The organism is Frateuria flava (assembly GCF_017837635.1).
GTDB lineage: Bacteria > Pseudomonadota > Gammaproteobacteria > Xanthomonadales > Rhodanobacteraceae > Frateuria_A > Frateuria_A flava.
Window position 1 is genome coordinate 282,972 of record NZ_JAGJRS010000034.1, and the last position, 16,777, is coordinate 299,748.

The 16,777-nt window shown below is 67.3% G+C and carries 9 protein-coding genes; 1 reads left to right on the forward strand and 8 read right to left on the reverse strand.

The window, feature by feature from the left end; translation table 11 throughout:
* Window positions 1-46 precede the first annotated feature (46 nt).
* Window positions 47-1,474, reverse strand: a complete 1,428-nt coding sequence (locus tag J7I44_RS16290; protein WP_209623167.1) for a sugar porter family MFS transporter — start codon at window positions 1,472-1,474, stop codon at window positions 47-49.
* Between the two features lie 155 nt (window positions 1,475-1,629).
* On the opposite strand from J7I44_RS16290, the gene J7I44_RS16295 reads away from it, so the two are divergent.
* The gene (locus tag J7I44_RS16295; protein WP_209623169.1) at window positions 1,630-2,661 is read left to right on the forward strand and encodes a LacI family DNA-binding transcriptional regulator; all 1,032 of its coding nucleotides are present in this window, start codon (window positions 1,630-1,632) and stop codon (window positions 2,659-2,661) included.
* A gap of 60 nt (window positions 2,662-2,721) precedes the next feature.
* Here the strand turns inward: J7I44_RS16295 and J7I44_RS16300 are convergent, their stop codons facing one another.
* From J7I44_RS16300 to J7I44_RS16330, 7 genes are all read right to left on the reverse strand, one after another.
* Window positions 2,722-3,627, reverse strand: a complete 906-nt coding sequence (locus tag J7I44_RS16300) for an alpha/beta hydrolase (RefSeq protein ID WP_209623170.1) — start codon at window positions 3,625-3,627, stop codon at window positions 2,722-2,724.
* Between the two features lie 118 nt (window positions 3,628-3,745).
* Window positions 3,746-5,434 (reverse strand): alpha-amylase family glycosyl hydrolase, encoded by a 1,689-nt coding sequence (locus J7I44_RS16305; protein ID WP_209623172.1) that lies wholly within the window; start codon window positions 5,432-5,434, stop codon window positions 3,746-3,748.
* Window positions 5,435-5,553: 119 nt separating this feature from the next.
* Window positions 5,554-7,065, reverse strand: coding sequence for an MFS transporter (locus tag J7I44_RS16310; RefSeq protein ID WP_209623175.1), 1,512 nt, complete (start codon window positions 7,063-7,065; stop codon window positions 5,554-5,556).
* 97 nt (window positions 7,066-7,162) lie between these two features.
* Complete coding sequence (locus J7I44_RS16315; RefSeq protein ID WP_209623177.1) at window positions 7,163-9,334, reverse strand: glycoside hydrolase family 15 protein; 2,172 nt, start codon at window positions 9,332-9,334, stop codon at window positions 7,163-7,165.
* A 104-nt stretch (window positions 9,335-9,438) separates the two neighbouring features.
* The gene (locus J7I44_RS16320) at window positions 9,439-11,775 is read right to left on the reverse strand and encodes a glycoside hydrolase family 31 protein (protein WP_209623179.1); all 2,337 of its coding nucleotides are present in this window, start codon (window positions 11,773-11,775) and stop codon (window positions 9,439-9,441) included.
* 396 nt (window positions 11,776-12,171) lie between these two features.
* Window positions 12,172-13,725 carry an alpha-amylase family glycosyl hydrolase gene (locus tag J7I44_RS16325; protein ID WP_209623182.1) on the reverse strand — a complete coding sequence of 518 codons (1,554 nt, stop codon included), beginning with the start codon at window positions 13,723-13,725 and terminating at the stop codon, window positions 12,172-12,174.
* 100 nt (window positions 13,726-13,825) lie between these two features.
* Complete coding sequence (locus tag J7I44_RS16330; protein WP_209623183.1) at window positions 13,826-16,648, reverse strand: TonB-dependent receptor; 2,823 nt, start codon at window positions 16,646-16,648, stop codon at window positions 13,826-13,828.
* Window positions 16,649-16,777 lie beyond the last annotated feature (129 nt).

A 16,777-nucleotide genomic window follows, 5' to 3' on the forward strand; every position in this document is an offset into this window, starting at 1 on the left:
TCCCGCCATCCCGGTCGCGCCCAAGGGCGCTCCTACAAGGTCATGGCTAGCCCGGCATGTCCTCCAGCTCCATGCCCTTGGTCTCGCGCACCGCGAACACCACGAACAGCAGCGAGATCAGCGCGAACGCGGCATACAGGCCGTAGGCGAAGCTCAACCCTACCTCCGCCAATGCCGGGAAGGTGGAGGTGATCAGGAAGTTGGCCAGCCACTGCGCCGCGGCCGCCACCGCCAGCGCGACCGCGCGGATGCGGTTGGGGAACATCTCGCCCAGCAGCACCCACACCATCGGTCCCCAGCTCAGCCCGAAGAACACCACGTAGGCGTTGGCCGCGACCAGCGCGACCATGTTCCACGGGGCGGGCAGGGTGAGGCTCGCGCCCGTGCCGACTGACTGCGAGAAGCACCAGGCCATCAACGCAAGGGTGACGGTCATGCCGGCCGAGCCGATCGCAAGCAGCGGCTTGCGGCCGAGCTTGTCGACCAGCGCGATGGCCACCAGCGTCACCAGCACGTTGACGATCGAGGTGATCACCGTGATCGAGAACGAATCGGCCTCGCTGAAACCTACCGAATGCCACAGCGCCGAGGAGTAATAGAAGATCACGTTGATGCCGACGAACTGCTGGAACACCGACAGCAGGATGCCGACCCACACCACCGGCAGCAGGCCCAGCCGCGGGCCGCGCAGGTCGCGCAGGCGCGGGCGGTATTCCATCTTCAGGCTGCGCTCGATCTCGCCCAGCTTGTAGTCCAGCGCGGCCTCGCTGCGCATGGCCAGCACCCTGCGCAGTACGTCGCGGGCTTCGGCCAGGCGCCCGCGCGCGACCAGGTGGCGCGGCGATTCGGGCACGCCAAGCACCAGCGCGCCGTAGACCAGCGCCGGCACCACGGCGACCAGAAACATCCAGCGCCAGGCTTCCAGCCCGAACCAGAGCTTCGCCGAGGCCCCGCCGGCCGTGGCGGCGAGCCACGCGTCGCTGAGCAGCGCGGCGAAGATGCCGAGCACGATCGCCAGCTGCTGCAACGAGCCAAGCCGTCCGCGCACGTGCGCCGGGGAAACCTCGGCGATATAGGTCGGCGCGATCACCGATGCCATGCCCACGCCGACGCCACCAACGACGCGCCACAGGATCAGGTCCCACATGCCGGTGACCAGGCCCGAGCCGATCGCACTGGCGGCCAGCAGCAGTGCGGCGACCTGCATGGTGCGCACGCGGCCCAGGCGGTCGGCCAGCGTGCCGGCGTACCAGGCGCCGGCGGCCGAGCCGAGCAGGGCGCAGGACACGGCCAGCCCGATCCGGGCGGCATCCAGCTCGAAGCCGCCACGGATCGCTTCCACGGCGCCGTTGATGACGGCCGTGTCGAAACCGAACAGGAAGCCGCCCAGCGCCGCCGCGGCGGCGATGAGCACGATGCGGGCCGTGGCCCGTTGTTCCAGTGCCAGGTCGACTGGCGTCTCCCGCGTACTCATCCGTTCTTCCCCCGAAGGTCCCAGGAATACATCTGGTGCGAGTCTGGCTGCTGCCGTGTTCGGCGTCCGGCTGAATACGTATGCATGGGTGCCGGCACGCCGCGACGGGCCGATGGTAATGTTGTGCGAGCCGCCAGGACCAGAGGTTCGCCGCAGTGAGCAAGGCCAAAGCGACGTCGATCGACATCGCCCACCTGGCGGGGGTATCCCAGGCCACGGTATCGCGCGCCCTGCGCGGCAGTCCGCTGGTCAGCCAGGAAACCCGCGAGCGTATCCGCGCGGCGGCGGAGCAGCTCAACTACAAGGTCGACAAGAACGCCTCCAACCTGCGCCTGCAGCATTCGGGCACGCTGGCGTTGCTGCTGTTCGAGGACCCGACGACCGACGGGTCGAACATCAACCCGTTCTTCCTCTCGATGCTCGGCTCCATCACCCGCGCCTGCGCGCAGCTGGGCTACGACCTGCTGGTGTCCTTCCAGCAGTTCTCCAACGACTGGCACGCCGACTACGCCGACAGCAAGAAGGCCGACGGCATCATCCTGCTCGGCTACGGCGATTACCTGGCCTATCGCGCGCGGCTGGAAAAGCTGGTGGAGATTGGCACGCGCTTCGTGCGCTGGGGCGCCGTGCAGCCGGACCAGCCGGGCGTTTCGGTCGGCTGCGACAACTTCAGCGGTGGCCAGGCGGTCGCACGGCACTTCATCGAACAGGGCTGCCGGCGGATTGCGTTCCTGGGTGACGCCTCCAGCCACTATCCGGAATTCTTCGAGCGCTACCGTGGCTATGCTCAGGCGCTGCAGCAGGCCGGGCTGGAGGTGGACGAAGCCTTGCAGGTGGATGCCGAAAGCACGCAGCTGTGCGGCCATACGGCGATGTCGGAACTGATCGCGCGCGAGGTGGCGTTCGACGCGGTGTTCGCGGCCAGCGACCTGATCGCCATCGGCGCGATGAGCGCGCTGGCCGAGCACGGCTACAAGGTGCCGGTCGACGTGCCGGTCGCCGGCTTCGATGACATTCCGATGGCGCGCTTCGCCAGCCCACCGCTCACCACCGTGCTGCAGGACACGCGCAGCGCGGGCGAGGTATTGGTCCAGAACCTGCTGATGATGATCCGCGGCGAACCGGCCCAGAGCGTGATGCTGCCGGTGAAGCTGATGGTGCGGCAGTCGAGCGTGCGCCCCAGTTAATCCCCATCTCCCTGCAGGAGCGCTCGCGACCCGGACACTCCGTCGCGACCAAGGGCGCTGCTACAAGGAAGGCGATGGGCGCGGCGGAAAAGCCCAGCGCAGGAATGCCGGCAGCATCTTCGCCCAGGAGGCCTGCTGGTGATGCCCGCCCGGCAACAGGAACACCGTCACGTCGGCACCCGGACCGGTGGTGGCGTAGCCGAGCTGGCGCAAGCCTCCGCGCTGCACACCCTCGCCGCGGTAGCCATCGACCAGATCCTGCAGATCATCGATCACGTCGATCACGCCATCGTGGTCGCGATCGTTCGTTTCTTCGGCCGTGCCTGCCGCGAACCAGAATTTCAGCCCCTCGCGCCGTGGACCGCGATCGACCATCGCCTGCGCCAGCCGCGTGCGCTGCACCGCCGAGGCGTCACTGCGATCGCCCGCCAGCCAGAACGACGGCGACATGGCGCCGACCTGGCCGAACACGTCCGGATATTCCCAGCCCAGGTTGAACGCGTTGAGCGCGCCCAACGACCAGCCCATCACCGTGCGCTGCCGGGCGTTGGCGCGCGTGCGGTAGTGCGTGTCGATGTACGGCACCAGCGAAGTGGCGATCCACGAGGAGTAATCGGCCGCCCTCAGGCCGATCGCACCGATCCTCGATCCGCCGACCACGCTCTGTCCGCGCTGGCGATCGGAAAGCCCGTAGCCGCTGGCGCGGTCCCGCAGCATGTCGATGGCGACGACAATGATGGGTTCGATCGCGTGTTCTCCATAGAGCGTCGCCAGGGTCGGCTGCAGTCCGACCGCCTGCATGTCCTGGCCATCGTTGGCGTACAGCACCGGATAACGGGCGGTCGAGTCCGGATAGCCGGGCGGGAGGTAGACCGTGATGTGGATGCGCTCGGGCGCGAAGGCGGGCGCATCCAGTTCGAGCTTCCGAACCTGCGCATGCAGTGCGCAGGGAAGCAGCAGGAGCAAGGCCAGCCACCCGCGCCCGCCTGCCTTTTGCAGGAGCCCGGCTGCGGACGATGCTTTTGTGGCACGCCCACCAAGGGCATCGCCCGCAAGCGCGCTCCTGCAGGAAGTGCGGCGGCGGTCATTCATCCGGATGGCTCTTGTCGCGCATCAGGCGGGTCAGCTCGGCGACGAGCTCGGTGCGGGTGGCCGGCGCGTCGAGCAGGTACACCGCCACATCGTGCGGCCCCACTTTTGCGTCTAGCGCGCCGCCCGCCGCCACGTCGACCGCTGCGCCACCCAGCGCTGCCTGCCAGCGTCCCGGCTGCAGGTACCTGGTCACATGGAACCGCGCGGCCTGGTCGCCCTTGTTGAGCAAGACCAGCGCGATCTGGTGCAGGCCGTCTTTCTGGTAGACGCGATAGAACGCCGCCTGGTCGCCGCCCATGTGCTCGACCAGCATCAGCCCGCGTTGCAGTGCCGGGGTGCGTTCACGCAGGTTGGCGATGCGCTTGAGCTGGCGGTAGATCGAGCTCCTGCCGGCCGCGTCGATGCGCGCCTGGCCGTAGTAGTTGCGGTTGCCCTCGTGCTCGGCCCGGCCGCGCTCGAAGCCGGTTTCCGAACCGTAGTAGACCGCCGGAATACCGCGAGTGGTGAACAACCAGTTGTTGGCGTCGATGAAGCCATGGTCGCTGGCGTCCATGCGCGCCATGTCGTGGTTGTCGTAAAAGGTGACCAGCTCGTACGGGTTGGCGTACGGGCCGTTGGTCAGGTAGAGCTTCGACTGCAGCAGGCCGTAGTCGCTGCCGGGGCGCTCGAATACCGCCTTGATCGCGCCCTGCTGAGGGAAGTCGAGCAGGCTGATGCCGCCGTTCCTGGCCCAGGTGTACTTGCCGATGTTGTCCGGGCTGTAGTCGAACGCCTCGCCATACATGAAGAAGCCGGGGTGCTTGGCGCGGATGCGCGCGGAGAACTGCCGCCAGAACGCGGTCGACATGTGGCTGATGGTGTCGATGCGGAAGGCGTCCGCGCCCTGGTCGATCCATTTGAGATACGCGCCGGTGAAGTAGTCCAGCACCGCGGGGTTGGACTCGTCGTTGTTGGACAGCTGCGCCAGGTCCTCGTACGCGTGGTAGAAGCGGTGCAGCGGGTTGTGGCGCGGGTCGAGCTGCCAGGGCGGCAGGTTCTGCTCGTCGGCAATCAGCTTGCCGTGTTCGTCGAAGATCTGCCCGAACTGCGGCTGGCGCTCCGGCATCGTGAAGGCCGGCGAGCCGTGGTTGAGCACGATGTCCTGCACGACATTCAGTCCGACCTTGTGCATGCCGGCGGTGAACTGCGCGAAGTCCAGATCCTTGCTGGGCAGGTGTTCGTCGAGCTTGTAGAAGTTGACGCCCCAGTAGCCGTGGAAGCCGGTCTTGCCGCGGTCGGAGAACTTCGAGCCCCAGCTCACCGGGTCGCCACCGGTAAAGGCCTGGTCGGGGTTGTCCACGATCGGCGTGATCCACACCGCACCGAAGCCCATGCCGCGGATGTAGCCGGCGTTGTTCAGCACGCCTTTGAAGTCGCCACCCAGGTAGCCGATGTTCGCGCTCTGCCCCTTGGGCGCACCCGGTACCGGGATGTCGAAGGTGCGGTGCGCGCCACCCTGGTCGCGATGGTCGTTGGACGGGTCGCCATCGACGAAGCGGTCGGTCATCACGAAGTAGATGGCGTTCGCGGCGAACGGCGCGGCCGTGCCATAGAACGCGCGCTGCGACGGCGACGTGGCTGCCTGCGCCATTGCGGAAGTCAGCGCGAGCGCCAGGCCGAGGGAGAAGGGGAGGGCTTTCATGGGCTGTGTCTCGATGTCAGATGCGCTTTCCCGCAGGGTGCCGAAGTCAGGCGGGCGCTTTTGCACGAGCGCACCCTGTGCGCGACCGCCAGCGGCACGGTCGCGCACACGGTGCGCTCTTACAGAGGATCCGGCGCTGGCGGTACAGGAGTGGCGGTGGGTTGGGAAGCCGCTTCCGGCTCGCGCACGCGCAGCGTGCACAGGCCGGCCACGACCAGGCTGGCGCCGCCCAGGGCCAGCGCCCAGATCGGCTGGCCGTGGAAGAAGGTCTTCAGCAGCAGCCCGAGCACGCTGGCGGCCAGCAGCTGCGGGATCACGATGAAGAAATTGAAGATGCCCATATACACGCCCATCTTGGCTGCCGGCAGGTTGTCCGACAGCAGCGCATAGGGCAGCGACAGGATCGAAGCCCACGCGAAACCCACGCCGACCATGGAGGCGATGAGCCAGCGTGCATCGTGCAGCACCACGAACGACAGCAGGCCTGCACCGCCCAGGCACAGATTGACCAGATGGCTGATGCGCAAGCCCCAACGCCGCACCATCCACGGGATCAGCAAGGCCGCCGGCACGGTCACGCCGTTGTAGACGGCAAACAGCACGCCGCCCCAGTTGGCCCCTTCGTTGTACGCCGCGCTGGTGGTGTCCGTGCTGCCGAAAAAGCTTTGCGCCACCCCCTGGGTGGTGTAGATCCACATCGCGAACAGCGCGAACCAGGAAAAGAACTGCACCCAGGCCAGCCGGCGCATCGGCGCGGGCATCCCGTACAGATCGCTCATCACCTGCTGCGGCATGCCGCGGCTGCGGGTGAAGGCGACCCAGACGAACAGCAACCCGAACACGGCCAGCCCGCCACCGAGCAGGTACAGCTCCTTCTCCAGCCCGAAACGGGCAATCGCCAAGAGCAGCGCGACGCCCAGCGCCAGCAATACCGCACCCGGGCGCCAGGCATCGGAGGTATCGACCGGCGCATCGGCGGGCGCCTCGTCGGCCTGTTCGCGCAATAGCTGCGGCGGATATTCCGGGCTGGTGGCGATGGTCCACAGCACCGCGCCAAGCAGCACCACGCCGCCGGCGTAGAAGGCGTATTTGACCGTGTCCGGCACGCCCCCGGCGGAGGCGACGTTGGCCACACCGAACTTCGCCAGCAGCCAGGGCAGGGCGGAGGCGACCACTGCGCCCACGCCGATGAAGAAGCTCTGCATGGCATAGCCGAGCGGGCGCTGGCGCGCCGGCAACTGGTCGCCGACGAAGGCGCGGAAGGGTTCCATCGATACGTTGATCGAGGCATCCATGATCCACAGCAGCCCGGCGGCGATCCACAGCGAAGGCGCATTGGGCATCCACAAGAGCGCCAGCGTGGTCAGCACCGCGCCGACCAGAAAATAGGGCCGGCGCCGGCCAAGCCGGTTCCAGGTGTGGTCGGACAAATGTCCGACGATCGGCTGCACGATCAGGCCGGTCAGCGGGGCGGCCACCCACAGGATCGGGATGTCGGCCACGTCCGCGCCCAGGGTCTGGAAGATGCGGCTGACGTTGGTATTCTGCAGGGCGAAGCCGAACTGGATGCCAAGAAAGCCGAAACACATGTTCCAGATCTGCCAGAAAGACAGGGCGGGTTTGTTGGTCATCCGGGCGTTCCGTGGCGTGGTTGTTCCGCAGGAGCGCCCTTGGGCGCGACCGCGATATCCGGGTCGCGCCCAAGGGCGCTACTGCAAGGTGGCGTGGTCAAAGCGGGGCGATCAACAAGTCACCGACATCGGCCTCGTTCAGCGGTCCGCCGTCGCCGCCCGCGCCACCGGTGTAGTGGACGTTGTGGCGCAGGTAGCTCATGTTGAAGCCGTCCTCCAGGCTGAAACGGCAGCCCGCGCCGGCCTTCGCGCTGAAGTCGGCCCAGGTGGAGTGCTGGCGGCCGTCGCTGTGCGGCATCACCAGCGGCAGGCGCTGCACGCTGCCGTCGCCGCAATCGACCACCAGCCACTTCACCGCGGCGGTGATGCCGGTGTTGATCGGCCCGTGCGGGTTGGCGTAGTCCAGCATGGCGCGGTAGCGGCCGTTGCTCGGTGCCGTCCAGTGGCGTGGCCACGCGCCGGCGACGTGCACCCGATCGCCGGGGCAGACCTCGGGGCTGGGCAGCGATTCGATGCCGTGCGCGTCGATGTGGGTCACGCGCAGGCATTGCAGTGCGGCCGTACGCGCGAGCGTCGCGCTGCCATCGATGGCGCCATGGCGGCGCCCATTGACGTATAGCACGCCCTTGCCGGGGCTGTGCACGCGCCAGTGATCGCCCTCGGATTCGACCGTGGGCGCCGCCGGCGTGGGGGGCGCGTACAGCGGTGCATGGGTACGCAACGGTTGTTCCGGAACCTCGATCGCCTTGAGCGTCACCACGGTGTCGCGCCCTTCCTGCCGGGTCGAGGCGGCGACCAGCAGGTTGCCCTCCAGCGTGGACGGGCGGCGCAGCGTGATGCGGCGATCCTGCACCGCCAGGTCGATGTGGTCGGCGTCGCCGAACAGCATGGGTACCAGCGACACGGGCAGCTTGGGTTCCACGCGGCCGTCATCGGTCAGGCCGAACACCCCTTCGATCGCCACGTCCAGGAAACCGGCGACCGACCACAACTGGCGCGGCGAGTTGACGACCGGACCGCTCAGCGGGCCATCATCGACGTGGACGCCTTCGGTCAGCAGCTCGTAGTTCTCCATGTTCGACCCGGCCAATGCCGCGCCGCGGATGACCGAGCGAATCTCGTGGGCGATGCGTGCCGGATCGTCGACTGCCCTTGCCGCACGCAGGGCATACGCGCTGACGAAGGGCCAGATCGCCCGGTTGTGGTAGATCGGCTGGTCCGCGCGCTCGGGCCAGATCACCGGGCTGCCCGAGGGCCAGGTCGGATAGTTCGTCAATGCCTGGCGCGCGCGCTCCGGGCCGGCCACTCCGCTGCTGATCGCCAGCGACAGGCCGAGCAGGTCGTAGGCCTCGACCGGCAGACCGTCGCCGCCGAGATAACTCATGTAGAGGCCGCGGTCCGCACGCCAGAAGTGCGCATTGATCGACGCCTTCAACGCCAGGGCCTGGGCGCGATAGCCGGCGGCATGAGGATCGCCGCGCTGATCGGCCAGTCGCGCGGCCAGTTGCAGTGCCTCGACATACAGCACGTTGGTGGACAGCGCGAACGACTGCGCAATGAAACGCACGTTGTCCGCGGTCCACGCCGGGTAGGTCTGCTCGCGCCAGTCCAGGAAGGACGTCTCGCCTCGGTAGAGCCCGAACGCTGGATCGAAGGCGTATTGCCGGTCCTGCGCCAGCGTGTCGTCGAGCGCCTGACGCACCCTGGCGGCGAAGCCGGCATCGTCCAGCAGGTGCCGGGCGCCCAGGAACCACACGATGCGGTCGGTGCTGACCGGCCAGCTGCCGCCCGAACCGGTGTCCTGCATCACGTACAGGCCCTGCGGCGCGGACGGCACGCGCACCTCGGACAGCTTGAACTGCAGGCCGTTGCGCGAGCGCGCCGGGTCGAAGCGCCACAAGCCGAGGTCGACCGCATACGACAGGTCGCGGGTCCACACGTAGTGCCACTTCTCGCCCGTCTCGAAGCACAGGCAGGGGATGGGCTGGCCGTGGTCGAAGGCGCCATCGCGGATGGCTTCCACCGAATCGTGTCTGAGGTCGTCCTGCGCCATCGCATACAGGCCGTCGAACAGCACGCTGCCGGTCGCAGCCTCGAGCGGTGGCGCGGGAATCACGCGCTGGCCGCTCGGCCATTGGAGCAGGTAGGCGCCGCCAGTCTGGCGCTGCATCGACACGTGCACGCCTTGCCAGTCCAGACCGCTGCGCCAAGCCGCTTCGGGAAGCTGGGGCGCGGCCGCCATCGAGGCCATCAGCAAAAGGCTCAGCATGGGTGTTCGAGGCTCCCGGCAGGCATGGGTTTGCGTCGGCGCTCAGCGCGCAGGCGCCCCGGTGAAAGGGCCGTGCGAACACGGCCCGTCCAGCGATGGGCGGCTTACTTCACCACGTCGAGCGTGACGGTCTGGCTCTTGCCTGCGGCCACGCGCACCCAGGTCACCGGACCGAAGCGGTCTTCGCCGACGGCCCAGCCGTCGTCGGCCGAAGCGCGCAGGGCATCGACGCTGGCAAAGGCTTCCAGCGCACGGCCGTTGCTGCGCGCCGCCTGTGCGGGCTTGCCGTGGAACTTCAGCAGCCAGGACCTCAGGGCCGGTTGATAACTGCCCTGGGGCGCGGCGAGCGCGAAGGCCACGCTGCCCTCGTGCGCCTCCATCCGCATGGACTGCAGGAAATACTCGCCCTGCTCGTAGCCGTAGGTCGTGCCGTCGTCGTCGTAGTAATCGAATCCGGTGGCATGGTCGGCCGGGAACAGCTCCACCGCCAGCTCGGTAAGCGGCCGCTGGCCGACGAAATCCATCACCGGCGCGACCGGGATGATGGCGCCTTCGCGGATGTACAGCGGGATATCGCTCCAGCGTTCAGCGTCGGCCACGTGCTCGATGGTCTGGCCACCGGCATAGTGCTTGCCACTGAACCAGTCGATCCACTCGCCCGCGGGCAGGTAGACCGGCTTGGTCGTCTGGCCTTCGTCGACCACCGGCGAGACCAGCAGGCTGTCGCCGAACAACCAGGCATCGATGTCGTTGCGCACGTTCGCATCGTTCGGCCAGTCGAACACCAGCGGCCGGACCAGGCCCACGCCGGTGGCGCGACGCTGGTGCTCGTAGCTGTAGATGTAGGGAATCAACGACTGGCGCAGGCGGATCGCGTCGGTCGCGGCCTTCTCGGCGAGCGGGCCATACACCCATGGCTGACGCTTCTGGTTGTGGTCGCCGTGGACGCGGAAAACCGGGGTGAAAGCGCCGAACTGGATCCAGCGTGCGTAGTTTTCCGGCGTCGGCGGGCCCTTCTTGAAGCCGCCGCCGTCCATGCCCCACTGCATGGCGCCCACGTTGATGGCGCTCAGCATGCGCTGGCGCTGGCCGGCCATGGAAGCGAAGCCGGTGAGGATGTCGCCGGACCACAGGCCGTAGGCGTAGCGCTGCGCGCCCAGGTAGAAGTTGCGGTTGAGCGACCACACGCGAAGGTCGGAAATTTCGCGCTGCCCATCGTAGAGCGCACGCTGCATGTCCATGTGCTGCAGGTCGACGGCGACGTCGTCCGCCTCGTCGTTCCACCAACCGACCATGCCGGTCTCGAACGAATGCTTGAGCGCCTTGTTGAAGAACCAGGCACGCGCGGCCGGGTCGGCGAAGTCGATCTCCCGCACGGTCTTGCCGGAGAAGTAGTCCGGCGCCGGGTCGCTCTGGGCCAGCCAGTAGCCGTGTTCGGTCGCCTCGCGGCCCTCGACGGTATCGACGTGGATGCGCGGCTTCATGATGCCGGTCAGGTGCACGCCCTGGGCGTCCAGCAGCGTCTTGAGCTTGCCGCTGTCGCCATCGGGAAACTTCTGCTCGTTCCAGCGGAACTCGCCGTAGCGGTCCTCGCCCCAGGCCTTCCAGTCGAAGTCGAGGGTGAAGTTGTCCAGCGGGATGTGGCGCGAACGGTAGCCCTCGACGATGTCGAGCAGCTCCTGCTGGTCGATGCCCCACTGGCTGTTGGTGAAACCCATCGCCCACTTGGGAAACAGCGGGCTGCGGCCGCTGACCTGGGCCAGCGCGCCGAAGATCGCGTGCGGGTCGCCCAGGAAGACGTAGTAGTCCAGGCCGCCGTCGAACATGCGCGCGTCGATGCGCGTGTCGCCCAGCGCGATCTGGCCGCCGACGCCATCGATCAGCACGCCGTAGCCGGCCGTGGTCCATACGAACGGTGCACCCGCGTGGCCCTGTTCACCCGCGGTGACCGGGCGGTAGCCGTCACGCAGCAGGCCGGCCGTGGCCGGCTCGGTGGCGTCGAAGCCGCCGATGCCGTACATCGGCTCGCCCTTGGCGTGGATCAGGCTCAGCCGGCCATGGCCCAGCGAGGTCAGGGCGAACTGGCGCAGCACCGGTGCCTGGCCCGGCACGCCGATGCGCAGCTCGCCATGCTGTTTGTCCCACACGGCCTCCAGCTGTGCGGAATGCAACCGGGCTCCGTTCGCATCGTGGGAAACCTCGGCGTTCGGGGGGCTTGCCGCCTGCAGGGCAGGATCGATCACGATCGTCTGCGCTGCCGAGTGACCTGCCTTGCGGAACTGCACGTGCAAGGTGTCGGGCGCGGTCAGTTCGACGCGGACCGTGTCGGCGCCCAGGGCAATGTCGAACCCCGGCGCGGTCGGCGTGAGGGAAGCAGGCCTGGCCAGCGCAGCGTGCGCCCGGGCATGGGAAAGCGATGCAGCAGCGGAAGTGGGGGACACCAGCAATACTCCGACAACAAACCACGTGATCGGCCCCGTTGACGCACGCTTGAGCTTTGTGAAGAGCGCGTGCAGGCGGCCGGGGCCGGGCCCATAGTAGGGGCCAGTGCGCGCGTCGCAACACCCGTTTGCATACGTATTCATTCGTGACATGGCGCGGTTTTCCGATGGTGCAGCGCACGATCCGGCGATGCGTATGGAGAGGGGAAAAACGGACTCGGCCGTACGGCTGTCGGGTGGGTTTTCACGCTCTGCGGACTTCGCTTGCTGTGAAAGCGACACCCCTGTGGCCGCCATTCCCGCGAAATGGAATCCATCGTCACCTTGCCCTTCCGAAGCAAAAGGGGGCTCCCGGTTTCGCGGGGGAGACGCCAGGCAAGTGACGGCCTCATGCATTCACTCCAGGACCGCCGAAGCGTAGGCGGGCAGGTGCAGTTGGCCAGCGACGATCCGGGCGTCCGGTTGGCTGGTCAGGTGCACCTGGTTGAAGCGAGCGAGCGCGCCGGCCAGGCTCAGTGTCTGCGCCTGGTGCGAAAGGTTGTGCACGACCAGCGCGTGGTCGCCGCCATCGGAAAGCTCCCACACGGCCAGATGGGGGTTGGTCACCTCTGGCACGCTGAGGGCGCCCTTGCGCAGTACGGGCAGTTCGCGGCGCCAGTCGATCAGCATCCGGTACCAGGCGAGCAGCGAGTGCGCGTCGTCCTGCTGTGCATCCACCGAAACCTCGGCACTGTCGCCCGCGCTGAAGCGCTTCCAGCGGCTTTCGCCCGTGCCTGACCGCTTGCGGTGCCAGCGCATCGGCTCGCGCAGGTCCGGATCGGGCTTGGTGCCGCGCATGCCCAGCTCCTCGCCGTAGTAGATGAACGCCTCGCCGGGCAGGGTAAGCAGCATCGCGGCGGCCGTGCGCATGTGCTGCGCATGGCCGTCGAGCTGGCTCATCACCCGCTCCTGGTCGTGGTTGGAAAGGAAGGGCGCGTCCTGTCCAGTCGGGATGGCGGCGGCAATCCGCCCGAGCAGGGCACCGAGCGTGCCCGTACGTTCCTCGCGCGCGCTGGCGATGAGCTGACTGGCCAGCGGGAAATCGAACACCGCATCCAGCGGGCCAAACCAGGGTTCCAGCTCGCTCGGCTGCTCGCGCGTGACCTCGCCGATCAGGTAGACATCCGGATCGGCCTGCTTCATCGCCTGGTGGAAGGATGTCCACCATTGAAGATTCTTGCGCAGGACCGCCGGGTCGTCCGTCTGCGTGGCGAAGTCGTAGTACACGTGCTGGGCCGCATCCAGGCGAAAGCCGTCGGCGCCCTGCGCGAGCCAGTAGCGGCCAATGTCGTCGATCGCCTCGCGCACGGCGGGCGTGTCGAAGTCGAGGTCCGGCATGGCGCCGGTGAACGTGCCCAGGTAGTGCTGCTTGCCCAGCGCGTGCCATGCCGGCCCGCCGGTGGCGCTGGTCGCCGCCAGCTGGGCGCGGGGCCCGGCCCAGGTGTACCAGGCGTGGTGCGGATCGGCCGGGTCGCGGGCGGCGAGGAACCACGGGTGCTGGTCGCTGGTGTGGTTGACCACCAGGTCCATGATCACCCGGATGCCGCGCGCGTGCGCCGCATCGGTCAACTGGCGGAAATCGGCCAGCGTGCCGTACTGCGGATGGATCTGCCGATAGTCGGTGACGTCGTAGCCGTGGTAGCTCGGCGAGGGGTTGATCGGCATCAGCCAGATCCCGTCGACGCCGAGCGACTTCAGGTAGTCGAGCTTGGCGGTGACACCGTCCAGATCGCCGATCCCGTCACCATCGGTGTCGTACCACGCACGCACGAAGATCTCGTACCAAACGCCGCTGCGAGCGGCGGGCCGCTCCGGGGTGTCCGATGGCGCCGCGGCATGGAGGTTGCCGACGCCGCAGAGCAGGGCCACGCAAGCCGTCGCGAGGCTGAGGATGAATCGGTGCTGCTTCATGCCGGGCTCCCGCTGGCAAAAAAAAGGACCCGCCAGATCGCGCGGGTCCGGGGAGAAAGACGCGCCGGGCGGGCGGGGAGGTGCATGCCCGGCGCGAGGCTTACAGCGCGTAGGTGAAGCCGACCAGGTACTGCCGGCCGAACCACTGCAGCGTGCCCGTCTGCGCTTCGTTGCCGAAGTAGGTACGGGTCGGCTCGTCGGTCAGGTTGTTCACCTGGAACAGCACGCTCAGGCCGTTCTTGAACGCGTAGGAGGCCTGGTAGTCGACCACCGTCTCCGGCGCGTAGTACACGATCTGCGTATCGATGGCCATCTGGTTGGAGACGAACGCGCTGCGGTGGCGAACCGACAGGCGCGTGTCGAAGCCCTGGTTGCCGTAGAAGAGCGTGCCGTTGATCACGCGCGGCGACAGGCCGGGCAGGCCCATCGTCTGCGGCGCGCCACCGAGGGTCGAGGTCGAGGTGACCTGGCTCTGCGAGTACGAGTAGCTGCCGGTGAAGCCCAGGCCCGACCAGGCGCCCGGCAGGAAGTTGAACACGCGCGAGTACGACAGTTCGATGCCGCGCACGAAACCGCCCTTGTCGTTGTTCACCGCCGTCTGGTACTGGCCGTTCTCGTACGGCAGGCCCGTCGCCGGGTTGATCGGCACCTGGATGCCGTTGCCCGCGAAGTCGTACGGGTTGATCGTGTAGTCCTCGATGAACGAGTCGATGTGCTTGAAGAACACCGCCGCGGCGAACGCGCCGGTCGAATCGGGCGAGTAGTGCTCGAACGACAGGTCGTACTGCTTGGCGTAGAACGGATCGAGGAACGGGCTGGTGTTGCCCCACATGTTGTAGGTGTTGCCGTCGATCCACGAGCCGGAGCCGGTCAGCAGCTTGTTGAGCGGCGGACGCGACATCACCTTGGCGGCGGCGAAGCGCAACTGGTTGGATTCGTCGAAATGCCAGTTGAGGTTCAGCGAGGGCAGGTAATCGGTGTAGGACTTGCCGCGACGTACGTGGATGTAGTCGGTGCTGGTCACGCCCAGCTCGTCGGTGATCGGCTCGCCCTGGCCGCTGCCGATCTGCTGCAGGCCGTTGGAGTACTGCGAGGTGTGCACCACGCGCACGCCGACGTTGCCGGTGAGGCTGTGGTTGGCGACGTTGGTGTCGATGTCGGCCATCACGTAGCCGGACGAGACGTGCTCGTCGACCTCGGCGCTCTGGATCATCGTCCAGTTGGCGTTCCAGTTCTTGGTCGGCGTCGGTGTCACGCCGTTGGCGGACAGCACCGCCAGCGTGTTGATCGACAGGAAGCAGGGGAACGAGGAAAGGTTTCCCTCGAAACAGACCTTGTGCGCGTTCGACGGATCGAGCGCGAGCGGCGGCTGCCCGGCAGGGTACTGGCCAAAGTCGTTGCCGTACTCAAACGCGCTGCGGTCGGCGTTGTAGGTGCGACGCGAGTAGCGCACGCCCATTTCCAGTGCCGACAGGAAGCCGTTGTCGACGAAGTCGTAGCGCACGTCGGTGCGGAACGCCTTGCTTTCGTCGTCGTACACGTACGGATACACACCCACCTTGCCCAGGCCCATGCGCGACAGGTCGGTGTAGTCGTGATTGAAGCCGACCGTGCCCGGCTGCATGCCGTTGAGGTGGTAGTCGACGACCTCATCGTTGGCCGCCACCGGGTTGGCCGCGCTCATGTCGTCATAGAGCAGGCCCCAGGAGACGCCGTTGTTGAAGTCGCTCTTGGCGTGCGAGTAGGAGACGTCCGAGCTGATGGTCCAGCCGCCGAGCATCCACTTGGCGTTCAGGCCGCCGGACAGCACGCTGTTCTTCAGCGAGTTGTCATCGTTGGTGGTCTGCACGACGAAGTAGGGGTCGCCATTCTGCGAGACGGTGCCGCCGGTGACCGCGCCGTTGGGCAGGATCACCGGGTTGGTGAAACTGCCGTTGGCAAGCGTCTTGACGCGGAAGCCGCGGCCACTGCTGCTGGTATCGAACTTGGAATAGAAACCGTCGGCCTTCAGCTCGAAGCTGTCGGACGGGCGCCACTGCAGCACGGCCATGTAGCCGTTGCGGCGGAGCATGCCGCCGTTCTGCTGCAACTCGAAACCTTCGCTGGTGTACTCGTTGGTGCCGTCGCCGTTGACGTCCTTGGTGCCGTTGTAGGCCAGGCCGTTGAACTGGTCGGCCACGTGCGGCTGGTAGAGCGAGGCGAAGCCGGCGGCCAGGCCCAGCGTGTCGTGCAGGAACTTGCCCTGGAACGAGGCGCTGACGCGGTAGCCGCGGGCGTTGGCGCCCTCGGTTTCGTTGGCGCGGTCGTTGTAGCTGCCGCGCACGTTGAGCAGGCCGGAATACGGTTTGGCGTTGTCCAGCGGATTGGCGGTCTGCATTTCCACCGTGCCGGCCACGCCGCCTTCGATCAGCGAGGCCTTGGGCGACTTGTAGATCGCCGCCTGGCTGATCAGTTCCGACGGATACTGGTCGAACTGGGTCACGCGGCTGCCGCTGGTGGCAGCCTGCTCGCGGCCGTCGAGCGTGGTCTCGACGAAATCGCCGGAGAGGCCGCGGATGTTGATCGCGCTCGACTCGCCGTCGATGCGCTCGGCCGCGACGCCCGGCAGGCGGGTCAGCGCGTCGGAGATCGACACGTCGGGCAGGCCGCCGATGTCGGCGGCGGTCACGACTTCCTTGATGGTGTCGGCGTCGCGTTTGACGTCGATGGAGGTTTCCACGCTCTTGCGGAAGCCGGTGACGGTGACGCCGGTCAGCTCCGTGGCCTGGACCTTGGACTTCTTCTGCCGGGCTGCCTGTGTATTGCTGTCGGCGGACTGCATGGCCTGGTCGCCGGTGTCCTGCACGTTGGCCGCATGGGCGGCGGTGCCGGCGCACAGCGCGGATGCCAGCGCCAAGGCAAGCACATTGCGTTTGTCTATCACCATTCTCTCCCCCGGACTTCGAGTCGTTCTGTAGTAGGCATCTGTACCGATGCGTGTCGTTCTGTAGGCCGGTGCCTGCCTGGCGGACCGGCGCGAGGGGCATGGTAGGTCGCCCCCCGTGGAGCGCAC